We start from the raw sequence: 13,698 nt of genomic DNA, 5'->3' as shown, positions 1-13,698 counted from the left end.
TTTCGAAGTCATATTAAATGCAATTCTATTGCATTTAGTTGTGCTGCTTATTTTGTAGGCTTTCCCTTTTTCTCTGGCCTATTTTCTATGTTATTCGCTTCTACTTCTACATTGGAAGTATCTTTCTTTGATTCTACTTTACTCTTTTTCTTCTTTACATCCTGCATTTCCTTTCTGTCATCTTCTTTTTCCATACTCTCTTTAGTTTCTTCTTTGTTTATAGTACCGTTATTCTCTTCCACTGGTTTTGGTTTATTTACCTCGACAGGCTTCTGCTCTTCTTTTTTTATTTCCGACGGTTTATCCTTTTGATTGGTTTCTGCTTTCGCAGGCTTATTAACTTGGTTTTTCTCACTTTTATTCTTTTTTTCAGCAGTTGCATTTGTCGGCTTTTCAACCTTTTTTAAACTATCTTCCTTTGCTTTCGCTTGTCCATCACTTTTAGTTTTTTCGCTATCTGTTTGTTCATTCTTAACATTTCCATTAATTTTGGAAATAGAATTATCTCTTAACTCATCAGGCTCTAGCTCTAGTTCTATTTCTTTTTCCTCTAAATGTTTATACAATTGCAACTTATTTATTGATAGATTCTCTTCTCTAGCATCTTCTACTAGTTCTTGACTGCCACTTTCGACACGAACTGCTGCAGTTACTGCATTCGATTCTAAAGATTGATTAATCGTCTCTTTTACTTTATTTGTATCAACTTCATTTTTATCCGTTAAAGAAACAACTGTTACATCAATCTGGGCGTTTTCACGCGTCAAGTATTCCCCTTCTACAGCAGCCGTAATTATTTCTTCCAACATAATATCAATTTGCTTATTTTGATCTGCAATGGAATCCATAACAACCTGTCCATCGTAATTTAAAGCATTTACTTTTGTTACGTTAAAAGCTGCATCTGTATAAATTTCAATACTTGGATTAATATCTATAGCAAAAAGATACGATTCATCTTCTGTCATAAATGTACTAATATAATAACCCATAACGGTTAAAAACAATATAGCGGCAAGAGATAAATATTTCTTTTTAAACGCGCCTTTTAGATATTGCTTTTCACTAACAGTATACGCGTCTCCTATCTGTGGAAACTCACTCTCTGAGCGCGGGGTATTTTTAAAGCTACCATCCTTACACAAAATAGTAATATAGTTTTCTGTGACTTTTATAACGACTCCTTCAAACCGTCTTGACCTCATGATTTCCCCTCATTTCCAAATGTCACTTGCATATAGGCAGATAGTTGTCGCCATTCTGGATGCATTCGTACAACAACCAAAGCCACGATATACTTCTTATGTCTTTCAATCGTTTTTATTCGATGACCTGACAACTCTATAAACCTCGTAACAGGAAAACGTTTCTTTTTTAAAAAGGAATCTACTAGCTCTGGCTTTTGAATAAAATCATTAGCAATTGTCGTCAAGTTTGCTTTCGTTTTCCGATGTTTAGGTGAGCATGCTTCCAATTCTTCAAATTTAATATTAAATTGTCGTAAGACTTCACTTAATTCTAGAATTTCTTCCACTAACTCTTCTTGTTGAACATGTTGCTGATAGGAATCCATCGATTTAGAAACATCATACATAGTAACGAATTCCGTTCTATTATCTGATTTCACTTCAAGTGGTAGATGCGTTTCCTTGTTTTCCCGACGGAAATAGTCTATTAGTTCTCGTTTAATAAGCAAATATACATAATTGAGAAAGCTCTTATTAGCGTGTCTGTCATATGTATTAATCGCACGATCAAACGCTAATAATCCTAGACTAGACTCTTCATCACTCCACGTGATAAATCTTTTACATACATGTCCAACTGTATTGATAATATAGGGTTTATGGTGATTAATTAGTTTTTCTCTAGCACTGTTATCACCATTTGCTGCAGCTGTTATATACTGATTCACTTCCGCTTCACGCACCCTAGTCACCCCTTTACCATCAGTCGTTTGAACTTTAAGCATACGTTTTTTTTATCTAGAGGTAAATGACCAAAACTTGTCTATTTATATACTTTAATTTTCCATCTTAATCATACGTAAAGGAGCCCCAAATTAGGGCTCCCTCATTTCACCTTATTCCTCTTTGTTTTGTTTTCCTTTTGCTGCTTCTTTAGCTTTACTAGCTTGTTCTTTCTTCTCTTCTTTCAATTTTTCTCTCGCCTCTTTTGCTTCTTCTCTTGCCTGTTCAGCTGCTTCTTTTTCTAATACTTTTAGTCTTTCTTTCTCTTTTTTAGCTTCTTCTTTTGCTTGTTCTTTCGCTTCTTTCTCTAACTCTTTTAATCTTGCTTTTTCTTCTTTAGCTGCCTGTTTCTCCTCCTTGGCAACTTCAGTAGCTACTTTCGACACTTCGTTTGTTTCTTCTTCTATTTCTTCTTTTTCTACCGCAGCTTCAATGGTTTCTTCAGTTTTCTCTGTTGTTGCCTCTATTAATTCATTTTCAGTCTCTTCTACCGATTCAACTATCGTGTCGTTTGCCTCATCTTGTGTTGTTTCATCAGAAACTACTTCTGTTTCTATTATTTCATCCTCAACCGGTTCATTTTCAAGCACTAATTCCGCTTCAGAGACGTTAAAGTCTAATTTCTTTATATCAAGGTTTGCTAATGAAGTAGATAGTTGCGTGATTGCCTCTTCATCACCCGACGCATTCGCTTCTTCTAGTAATAGTTCCATTTCTTTCTCTTTTTTAGCCATTACTTTTCTCATAATTTGAGAAGGGTGGATATTTAACTCTTTTGCTATTTCACCAAAACCTTTTCCGTCTTGTATTAAAGCAATAATTTCTTCCTCTGTTTTATCACTCTCTTCTGCTAAAGTTACCACTTTAACAATTTGACCAAACCCAAGATCTTGAGCACGCAATTCTGCAACCTTTTCTGAATCAAGGTCTTTCACAACATTTGCCACTAAATATGCTTCTTGTTGCTTCTCTTCAAATTCTACTAGTTTTTCTTCTTCTACACTTTCCGTTACTTCCTCTGTTACCGTTGTGGCGTCTTCTAGTTCGCTTGCTAATGTTTCTTTCACATCATCCGCAGCTTGTTCATCCGATACAACTTCCGCAACCTCTTCTTGTGCTTTTTCTAACGCAACTAAGTATTCCTCAATTAATTCATTCATGTGTTCCTTTTGTTCTTCATCTACCATTTGTTCTGATTCTGATAAACGTTCTGCTACTATTTGAAGCAAAAGCTCTGATTCTTTTTCTGAATTAGTTGTAAGTAGTAATTGAAGATTTTCTACTGCCTGATCCAAAAAGTAAAAGAAGTTATCAGGGGTTAATCCGGCATTTTGTACTGCATCTTCATTATTTAAGTCCTCAATTTCATTTAATTGACTCGTATCAACTTCTGCATATACAGAATTAGTAGTAAATAATACCCCGGCTACAAAAAAGCTGGTAATACATAACTGTTTTATTTTCAAAATAATTCTCTCCCTCAATCGAATAATTATAATTCTGACAAACTATCTATTTCACTTACTGCAACTGGCTGACATAGGTACATTTACCTTTTAGTCCCTTTAGCTTTGCGTCACCACCTTTCAATGGTTTTGCCTTTATTATTATTGAAGTTATCAATCTACTATTCATACGTGAACGTCGTTTAATTTGAGGGGGGATTTTGAATTTTTTGTCGAAAATTTATCTAGGAACAGAATTTAGTATAGTAAAAAGCCTACATCAAAAGGTGTAGGCTCTAGAGAAATAATTGTATATTCAATTTTAAGTAAATTAAACAATTAATTTAAGGATAAGTTTAATTAATATTACCTTTTACTTTCTTTGAATAAATTTTCAATTGTTCTATTAACTCTTTTTTAGCATTTTCTTCAATCATTAGATTAACACCATAATCATTTATAGCATGATTTTTTTTCTTCCAAACTATTATCCCCTTAAAATTCATTTCTTGCTCATTTAGTTCAAAGGATATAACTAAATGGATAGACTTGTCTGTTTCTGGTATATTCAATTCCGAAGTCAATTTAATGCCCTCTGTACTTATGTCGATTATTTTAGCTTCTCCAGCAGAAGTGGTTACTGCGTTTCCATTAATGTTTTCTATTCTAAATAGTGCAGAAATTGGTTCTTCAAAAGTATAGCGAAATGCTGTCTCTCTCTTATACTGCATAATCTCCATTCACCTCACGTTCTTAAGTACTTGAGCTGCTTTTTATCTTTTCATAAATGGATGAAAATATTATCATTTCCCGCAGTATCCAATCTTACGCCAAAATATAATGAAAGAGGTCAATTCTATAAAATTATTCGTAGATATTGGTGTTAGCTAAAAAAATTGATATATAAGTATAATACAAGCAAATTATTGACAACGCAACGAAAAAACATGATATTTAGAGTAATTTCGACATTTTATTATTCAATTGTCGATTTTTATTAATGTAGCCACTGTGAAATTTTATTTGGATAATAATAGATCATAAGATAAATAGCCTCAATTACTCCAATTCATTCAAGTTCTGAGTACATTTTCAATTATGTTCAAAAGATTTTAGTATAGCAAAAAACCTACATCAAAAGTTGCAGGCTCTAGAGAGATAATTATATATATTCGATTTTAACTAAATTACTTTCTAACCGTTCATCTAAAAATTGCATCTACAATTCGGTTGACATGGATTTCTGTTGTATTAAACACCGGGATATCCAAATCTTCCTCCTTAATAATCATCGGAAGTTCTGTACAGCCTAGAATTACTCCTTGGATCCCTTCATCTTTTATCATCCGTTTGATTATGTTCAAATAGTTTATTTTGGTATCATTATTTACAATACCATTTTCCAGTTCCGCTACAATCTTACGATGGATATATTGTTGTTCAGATTCCGTTGGTACAGTGACTATTTTATTTCGCGAAATAAATGGTGATTTAAAAAAATCATTCTCCATTGTATATTTTGTTCCGATTAATCCGATATTTTCCAGACCAAAATCCAAAGTCTTATTGTATGTGGCCTCAATAATACTTATTATTGGAATCGAGATTTGTTTTTGGACTTCTTCAAATACAATATGGGGTGTGTTTGCCGAGATTATCGCAAAGTCAGACCCTACAGTTTCCAACTTCTTAACAGCATCAACAAGGTAGTTCGTTAACCCGTCTAGTTGTTTGTTATTAATAAATTCAAACACTTGATACATATTGATGCTGTTAATAAACATTTCAGGTAGAACTTCCTTACTTTGCATTCGTTCTTGGTATTTAGTGATGATAGACTGATAGTAATCAACGGTAGATTCTGGACCTAATCCACCAACAATTCCAACCTTTTTCATACAAAAATCCCCTTTAGGTTTTTAGTTATTCCCTTTGATAATTATACCATTTAAATAGGAGAATACAAAAAGGAGTCAAGCACCTAGATGGAAAAATATCCATCCAACCGTTTGACCCCTATAATTATATAATTTGCTTTTACTTGTCCTAAAACTTAATTCAAACCACATGTGTTTTTATGGCTTTGTAAAGATTTAGTATCAGAGCACAAAATAAAATAGACCATGCAATAATAGCTATAAACACCGTGATCTGAGGAATGAAACTTAGAAACTCAACTTCGAGTGCCTTTGACAATTGCAATGTACTTGTTGTATACATTGCTAATGGAAACACCATTCCCCACAATTGTGGCTCATAGGTTAAAGGATAGCGGTGATAAATATGGCGCCATATCATCAATATAAGCAGTAAAGGAATCCACCATGTACCAGCAACCCAGAAAAATAAGGTGAATCCTTTTAAAAAGGATGAAAATACATCTATCAATTCCCAATAGCCTCGGTGTAGTATTAGCGTCGAACCTGCTAGCGTTGTAATAGCAACAGCCCCCATGTTAATCCAATATGGTGGCGTTAATGCTGAAAATTTTAATCCTAAAAAAGTGAAGCGATAAAAGATTAATGTAATAATATTTAAATAAAGCATACACCCAAGAAAATACATACATAATGTAAAGAAAAGAATAACCTCTCTGCCTGTTTCAACGTGTGGTGATAACAACGTACCAAGTATAGAGATCGATTGCGTTGCAACAGTGGCAATTAACCAAGCACCATTGATACCTTCGGCTAAGTCAGGCTTATCTTTACTTATTGTGACGGCAGTGAAAAAGGTATACATAACAATCACCCACAAACAAATAGCAATGAACCAAAGGATTAAAGGAACCACAAAAATGCTACCAACAACAATTAGTTGGCTGCCGTACACACATGTTCCGGCAACTAATGTAAAGAATCCTGGTCCTATAGTATGACTTGTTAAATCACTTATTAAATTTTTAAAATATTTACACAAACGTAGCAGTGTCAAAGCCCATAGAACAATATAAGAAACTGTATTGATATAGAGTAAGACATTAGCAAAAAAAACATACCCTAGTAAATGAGTGCCTATTGATAAAGCACCCGTTGCCATTACTAGCGCAAAGTAACCTGGAAAAAGCGTTGCCGCCTTGTGCTTTATAAACCGGAACATTCTTCTATCCTCCAAATCATTAATAATGATAGATAAACAAAAAACAAATTTAATTGTATCACTATTGCAGCCTTTATGTATAAAAATTAGATTACATCCCTTGCCTCTAGTATACTCATGTAAATCAGAAGTCTATCGAACATAATGTTTTTATCATTCTTCATAAAATCGCCTTAATTTAAGATATAGTCAATAATTGATTTAAATCAATTATTCTTGTATAAAAGTTCGATATAATGAAAGAACACAAAAAAAAGGAGAGGATTAGATTATGGCAGATATAAAGTTTGAGGCAAATGTAAATTGGCGTGGAACCGGAAGGGATGGTGAAGGGTCAGTAACACTAAATGAACAAACGATCACATTCTCAAGTCCCGCTTCAATGGGAGGAAAAGGAACAGGAACTACTCCAGAAGACTTGTTAATTAGTGCAGTTGCAACTTGCTATAGTGGTACGTTATACAGTAGCTTGGTCAATAAAAAATTACCAGTTCATCACGTTGAAGTTCGTGTTGAAGGGATTGTTACTGGGTATCCGTTATCAACTAAATTCGAACAATTAATCGTTCATCCTACCATCATTGGTGGGGACAATTCAATGCTTTCTAATTACAAACAAGTCGCAGATACAGCTAAAGATAACTGTTTTATCGGAAAATCAATTGTTGGAAACATTGATTATAAGGTTGGGACTGTAGAGATTTCTAACAGCCGTATAAATAAATCTATAATTGATGCGTTGGTTGAAAAGTTCTATCAAAACCTAACAAAAGAGTCCTACTTTACCACGATGTTTGCTGAACGAAATGTAGATATTGAAAAGCTTAAAGCACGACAAAAGACTTTTATTGCACGTCTATTAAATGAGGAACATGCCACATCAGACGAAGAACAAAAAGAACAAGTTCTAGAAAGACACGCTTCTCAAACCACACCTGAACGTGCTGAATTATGGTTAGACACTATGGAGAAATCTATGAATGAAGTTGATCTTGCTAAGGAAACAAAAGATCTACTCCTAATAAAAATGCGTAAACTTATAGATACTATGATTAAAAAATAATGTATAGCTGCAAGGTACTTCAAATAGACGTTATCTTCTATAATAGTATCGTGCAACCTATTTCCTCCTAGTTTTATTAATTAAATCTTCCTACAGAAATTATCAAAAAAACCGCCTTCGTTTTTTACTTAACGAAGGCGGTTTTGCGTTATTATTCTGAGATAAGCAACTGTTTCCTTCTGTAAAAGACTAGTAATACGAGACTCATGATGATACTTATCAAGCCAATTAATAGCCAATCAAACATATTTGTGGATGTGTTTGCAAGTCCACTGGACCCGCCATCATCACTATCACTTGTTTCTACGTACAGAGGAGTTTCCTGCTCCTTTTCTGTTTCGTTTAACGTATTTTCATTCGCAACTGGTTCAATCACTATATCTTCTTCGCCATCATTCTCAACCGCTTCACCTGGAACTTCTGGAGAAGTCGGTTGATCATTTTCATCTACAGGAGAAGTAGGTGTTGGTGTTTCATTCTCTTGATCCTCATTATCTTCTTCAACAGGAACCTCAATCGGAATATCGTCTCCTTTTATAAATGACCAGATATCTGATGTCGTTTTACCTGTGAATTGATCGGTGACTACTGCGTACCATGAATAGGATGTATCTTCTTCTAGTCCCTTCCAAGTTACTTCCGCTATTTCACCACTTGGTACATTTTCAACTGAACCAATCTCTGTATCACTATATACATTAACAGCGAAATAATCTGTAGCAACACGCTTTTCTGTCGCTGCTAAATCCAGATCCAATACGAATTCATCTTTTCCTGGATAGGCGTCTGTATCATAATAATTATAATCATCAAGATAAGGCGAATAGGTATTAACCATGATTCGATTATTATCCGTATCGAAATGAAGTAATCGCATGTAGCCTTGTCCACCTTCTGGGCCTGCTTGATAATCAGCCAACATCTGATAGACAGTACGATCTGTGTTTCCATCTCCGTTATCATCAATTTCATCTACTAATAATTGACTCTCATGATAATGGCCAGAAAGAACTGCAAATACATTTTCATTCGGTAAAACAACTTCTTCGTACAACTTCTCACCAAGTGGGTGACGTGTACCAGTTGCCTGCATATATTCATGGAAATTAAGTATTGCCTTTCTATCTGGGTGGGCAGCAAGTACGTCATTCATCCATTTAATTCCTTCATCTTCTACTCCCCAGCCAAGGTAAACCATAATGTAATCATTCCCATCTACAGAAATGAGATCATAATGACCACGATTATTCAGATAAGATCCACCATAATAAGATCTATCTTCAAATCTATCAGCTCCGAAGTACTTATAATATGCTGTATAATCATTTGTTTTTTGCGAGACATCATGATTTCCTGCCAGCACACCATATGGAATGTTTGCATCATCTAATGTACGCATCGAATTGTCTGCATTTTCCCATTGGACTTCTTTATCAGATTCATCAACAAGGTCACCTGTATGAAACACATATTTAATATTCATTTCCTCTTGTTTTTCTGCAATCCATTGTGTTTGCCTATCATAAATATGTGGATAACTTTCTGAATAGTACTGTGTATCCGACATCCAAACAAATGTATAATCATATTCCTCAGGAGTCTCTGGGATTTCATCTTGAACGATGACATTAACCTTACTATCTTTTACAAAATCGCTGACAACAACTGAACCTTTTAGTTCAAAATCATTTTCTCCTGCTACTTCAGAATCAACGATATTCCATTGACTCAACGAATGGTTCCAGGCATACATCGTTACTTTTCTTCCTGATAAAGAGTTGCCATTCCAAACAAACTCAACAATATCATTATCATCCACTTTACTATCTACCGTGACATCAAAACGATGATACGGAAATTGTGTGGTTGAATCTGTTATCATGTATTCCTGATCCTGTTTAGAAGTTAAAGCAATATCTGCTCCACTGAATTGTGCTTCGCCTTCTGGAACTGGTGTATTTGGTGGTTCCACGTCTGATGCACCACTAAATGATTTTACTTGATTGAGATCATTCGGCTTATATTGGTATCCTTGATAAAAAGATACATCCATATCGTCACCAGCTGGATCCGTAACGCGAACTTGAAGAACTGGATCACCAGTAACAGAATCATTTAACTCATCTGCATTACTAGCAGGTTTCTCTGGATTTTCATCTACTACTGAAAAATTAATCTCTAATTTAGCTGTATTTCCAACATGGTCTTCTGCCTCTATTTTTAATTGATGGCTACCAGCAGGCAACATGCCAGATGATGTCTGGTAGGGTAGCTCTATTTTTTCATTATCTAACCATACATCACTATTCTTTATACCTGCAATTTCATCTAAAATTGTCGCATCAATTTCAAATGCGCCTTTATATTCTTTTCCTTCTTCTATTGTTGTTGTAATCGCTGGTGCGGTGTTATCGACAAGTACAGTCGTTTCCAGCTCTTCATCACTATCTGCCACAGTGATCAGATGTTCACCGTCAGAAATAGTTGTAGTATCCCAAAGATAAGATTGTGATGAAGCTAATTCATCTGTAACTGTAAAAACAAAATCTTCTGAAATACGATCCGTACCATCGTCACCCATATCATATACCTGATTTGGATCACCATGTGTTGGATCAATTAAAATCGTTCCATCCGCTAATACGAGGCGGACATTTCTAAGATTATAATCATCCCGATTTTCACCAGGATCACCCTCCCATGGTGTTGCTTTATTTCCTGTACGTATCGTTATCGTATTCTCTCCAATTTGAAGTTGATCTGCTTCAATTGGCACAGTAATCGTTTCCCATTGTGCCATCCAGTCATCAAATATATAAATAATCTCATCACCAATTGTGACACCATTTTGGAAATACGTATTAATTCCGCTAACCTCATATGCAAAATAAGCTTTATGTTCAATTGCATTATACAGACTCGTTATTTGCTTTACACCATCGATAGACAGGTTGACATCATTCGGACGGTCATCCTTAGAGGTACCTTTGATCACTTTTTCACCGTTTACTATTTCTCCCTCGCTTACGTTTAAACGTATACTTGAATCATCTAAATCATTTGTCACTTTAATTTGATAGTTGTCACTTGTAACTTGATTGACCCCATCTGATGCAACAAAATAATACTCGACGTATTCCTTCCCGATTATTTCTGGTGAATAAATCCGATAATGGTAGAGCATATCATCGTAATCCTCTGTCAATAATGCTGTTTGAAAAGTCTCTTGCTCATTCGTTCGATAATATACTTGAACTGTTTTAACTTCCATATCATCCTTTACGTCAGCCAAAATATCTATATTATCTGTTTGTAGCACATCACTCTCATCCGTAAGGTTTTCAATGGTTGGTGCATGCTCATCAGTTGGCATAGTAATTTGCTGTTTTGGTACTTGGAATGCTTCAACATTTCCAGGAGTTGCAGATATCAATCCAGCACTAATCTTCTCCATGACGTTCGAACCATCTACAGGATATTTATAAACAATACCTTTATCAGCTTGTGTATCATCCATGTTCTCTACATCATTATAATAAGCGATCGAAATTTCTTGCCCTGTATTAGTTGCGATTAGTAAACCGCGCATACTTCCGTTTGCCATACCAGCACTATATATTTTAACAATATCTTCATTTTCCACTAAACTCGTATTATAATTCGAATTAAAATCCGCCACAGTTTGTCCATCATTCTGGCCATTAATTATCCAAAAAACAAGTGTCTCCTTCGATGGAATAACAACGTCATCTGGAATGGACGGCCACGTAATATCACTTTCTGGATCAGAACCATAACGATATTGCAATTTATAATCTTTAAAGTTAATTGCTTGATCCGTGTTATTGTAAATTTCGATAAACTCATAACCATCTGCAGTTCCGACATTTGTACTATCAGGTACTACTTCAGTAACAAGCAATCCAGGTAATGTATCAAAATCTACATCCTCTTTGCGAACCGTTATTTTATATTCTTCTGTTTTACTCACATTTGTACCATCTGTAGATTCCAGATAATATGTTATATCCGATTCAACATATACACCCGGGATATTTACTACATAATTACTAGGATTCTCCGGATCTGGACTCATGGCTAATGAAGTAAACTGCTCGTCATCTTTACCTTTAATATATAAAGTCGCGACTGGAATAGCTTTATCATCTGTAATGACTGCCTCTAATTCAATCGAGGTAAAAGCATCTACTTCTGTCACGTGTGTGTGTGACATACTTGGAGCTTCTGTATCTTCTTCTATTTTAGGAATTGTTACAGTACTTTTCGGGACTTGTTCAGATTCAATAATACCTGGCGTCGGATCAGCCATAGTTCTATATTTAACCATATTTGTTCCTTGTCGCGGATACTGATACGCAATAACAGCTCCAGTATTATCATTCTCACTTCCTAGATAATCAGCATACGTAACCTGTTCTCCTTGATTGTCCTTTATCAAAAGTGCACGATTTCCACCATTAGCAAAGCCTGGGAAAGCTGTGTCGGTAACTTCAATCACCTGCTTACCTGTTAAATCACTTCCGAAATTTTGATTAAAGTCACTTAGCTCCTTTCCACTATTGTTATACCAAAAAATAAGTGTCTGTTCAGATTCAATTGTAGTTGCTGGAATCTGAAATGGAACATCTTTTCCTGAATCAGTATAACGATATACAAACGTATAATTAGTTAATGAGAGGGCTTGGTTTGTATTATTGTAGAGTTCAAAATACTCATAATTATCCGTTCCGCCACCTTTTGAATTAGGTGCAAGTTCTGTGATCAATAAATGCGGATAACGATTATAATCTTCCTCTACTTCTTCTTCCTTTTCGATTGAAACCTCTATCGGTTTGTCTATTGAAGATGGATAAGAGACACGATGATTCAGATCTGTAGTCGTAATATAATAGGTTAGTGTTTCAGCTAGTAATGCATTACCAGGGATGACTGCTTGATATGTACTAGTTTCTGTGTTGGTCATTTCTATCATCTGATAACTATCTTGCTTATTTGTTTGATAGTAAAGTTTTGCAGAAATACTAGCATGATCATCTACTATACTCGCCTCGATCGTCATGTCTTTTCCTGCTTCTATTTGCTTTATTTCCTCATGATTAATGATAGGTGCTGTATGATCCGATAGAGTCACTTTTTGATCTGGCACTTGTTCATTAATCAGTGAACCAGGATTCGGATCACTAAGCGTTTGGTACTTTACCATTTCAGTTCCAGTTGTCGGATACTGATAATCTACAACTTTCCCACTAGCAATGTCTTCAGATAGATAATTCGCAGATATAATAGTTTCATTGCTCGTGTTCTTCACAACTAACGCACGGTTTCCACTATTGCTGAAACCTGTTCCAGCATATTCGACAACATCTTCTTGAGATAAGGTCGTCTCGTAATGGGCGTTAAAATCAGCTAACGCGTTGCCTGCAGCATTACGCCAAAATACAAGTGTCTGGCCAGAATCAATTGTTGCATCAGCGAAATCTATTTGAACATCTTCCTTCCCACTACCGTCTGTATAACGAATAGCAAGGTTATGATGGTCAAGAATGATCGATTGATTTGAATTATTATATAGCTCAAAATACTCGAAATCATCTGTTCCATTGTTATTTGGCATAACCTCTGTTAGAAGTAGTTGTGGTAGTGTATTAAAGTCAATTTCTTCTTCACTTTCTGGATTATCTGTTGATTCTTGTTTATCTGTTTCTTCCTCATCTATAGATGCATCTTCTTCATTAATTGTTGGTACTTCCTCTGGTGATTCTACGACTGGCTCAGAGATGGCTTCTTCCTCTTGGGATGGTGATGGTTCGCCTTCCTGTTCAGAATCACTGTTCGGCTGATCACCCTGCTCAGGTTCTTCAACAACAGTCTCACTATCTTGTTCCATTTTGTCTAGTACTTGATCCGTGTCCGTGGAGGAATCTTCTTCTACTATTTCTACTTCATAGTCTTTCGTCGTATTATTAGACTCTACAGCTAGTACCCTATTAGTAGGTAAAACAATTGCAAAATCCATAAATATTATAGAAAAAATTAAGAGAGACGCCAAAACCTTCGTTACATTCTTTCTCTTTTCTTTTCTCATAGTAAACCTCCTCAT

Annotated in this window: 8 protein-coding genes and 1 riboswitch; of the genes, 1 reads left to right on the top strand and 7 read right to left on the bottom strand. The window is 35.2% G+C overall.

Going from position 1 to position 13,698, the window contains the following annotated elements; translation table 11 throughout:
- Positions 1–47: 47 nt before the first annotated feature.
- The 6 genes from D2K60_RS03650 to D2K60_RS03625 form a co-directional block, all read right to left on the bottom strand.
- Positions 48–1,205: an anti-sigma-I factor RsgI family protein gene (locus D2K60_RS03650; protein WP_117168623.1), complete on the bottom strand. Its 1,158-nt coding sequence runs from the start codon at positions 1,203–1,205 to the stop codon at positions 48–50.
- Positions 1,202–1,930, bottom strand: coding sequence for an RNA polymerase sigma-I factor (gene sigI / locus D2K60_RS03645; RefSeq protein WP_162880685.1), 729 nt, complete (start codon positions 1,928–1,930; stop codon positions 1,202–1,204). Before sigI ends, D2K60_RS03650 begins: the two co-directional genes overlap by 4 nt.
- Before the next feature lie 153 nt (positions 1,931–2,083).
- Entirely contained in the window at positions 2,084–3,436 is a 1,353-nt protein-coding gene (locus D2K60_RS03640) for a DUF5667 domain-containing protein (RefSeq protein ID WP_117168621.1), read from the bottom strand.
- 56 nt (positions 3,437–3,492) lie between these two features.
- A riboswitch (cyclic di-GMP riboswitch) is annotated at positions 3,493–3,580 on the bottom strand.
- Between the two features lie 191 nt (positions 3,581–3,771).
- Positions 3,772–4,146 carry a PilZ domain-containing protein gene (locus D2K60_RS03635; protein WP_162880684.1) on the bottom strand — a complete coding sequence of 125 codons (375 nt, stop codon included), beginning with the start codon at positions 4,144–4,146 and terminating at the stop codon, positions 3,772–3,774.
- A 471-nt stretch (positions 4,147–4,617) separates the two neighbouring features.
- A complete protein-coding gene (locus D2K60_RS03630; RefSeq protein ID WP_117168619.1) occupies positions 4,618–5,313 on the bottom strand; it encodes an aspartate/glutamate racemase family protein in 696 nt (231 codons plus the stop codon).
- 160 nt (positions 5,314–5,473) lie between these two features.
- Positions 5,474–6,514, bottom strand: a complete 1,041-nt coding sequence (locus D2K60_RS03625; protein WP_117168618.1) for a tellurite resistance/C4-dicarboxylate transporter family protein — start codon at positions 6,512–6,514, stop codon at positions 5,474–5,476.
- A 271-nt stretch (positions 6,515–6,785) separates the two neighbouring features.
- On the opposite strand from D2K60_RS03625, the gene D2K60_RS03620 reads away from it, so the two are divergent.
- A complete protein-coding gene (locus tag D2K60_RS03620; protein WP_117168617.1) occupies positions 6,786–7,577 on the top strand; it encodes an OsmC family protein in 792 nt (263 codons plus the stop codon).
- Between the two features lie 151 nt (positions 7,578–7,728).
- On the opposite strand, the gene D2K60_RS03615 is transcribed toward D2K60_RS03620, so the two are convergent.
- Complete coding sequence (locus D2K60_RS03615; protein WP_117168616.1) at positions 7,729–13,683, bottom strand: lamin tail domain-containing protein; 5,955 nt, start codon at positions 13,681–13,683, stop codon at positions 7,729–7,731.
- Positions 13,684–13,698: the final 15 nt, after the last annotated feature.

The organism is Paraliobacillus sediminis, assembly GCF_003426055.1.
This window is presented reverse-complemented; position numbering and strand designations above follow the sequence as displayed.

Bases quoted from the DNA above. Each gene is read 5' to 3' on its own strand.
- D2K60_RS03650 (WP_117168623.1), bottom strand. From the start codon at position 1,205: ATGAGGTCAAGACGGTTTGAAGGAGTCGTTATAAAAGTCACAGAAAAC.
- D2K60_RS03635 (WP_162880684.1), bottom strand. From the start codon at position 4,146: ATGCAGTATAAGAGAGAGACAGCATTTCGCTATACTTTTGAAGAACCA.
- D2K60_RS03630 (WP_117168619.1), bottom strand. From the start codon at position 5,313: ATGAAAAAGGTTGGAATTGTTGGTGGATTAGGTCCAGAATCTACCGTT.
- D2K60_RS03625 (WP_117168618.1), bottom strand. From the start codon at position 6,514: ATGTTCCGGTTTATAAAGCACAAGGCGGCAACGCTTTTTCCAGGTTAC.
- D2K60_RS03620 (WP_117168617.1), top strand. From the start codon at position 6,786: ATGGCAGATATAAAGTTTGAGGCAAATGTAAATTGGCGTGGAACCGGA.
- D2K60_RS03615 (WP_117168616.1), bottom strand. From the start codon at position 13,683: ATGAGAAAAGAAAAGAGAAAGAATGTAACGAAGGTTTTGGCGTCTCTC.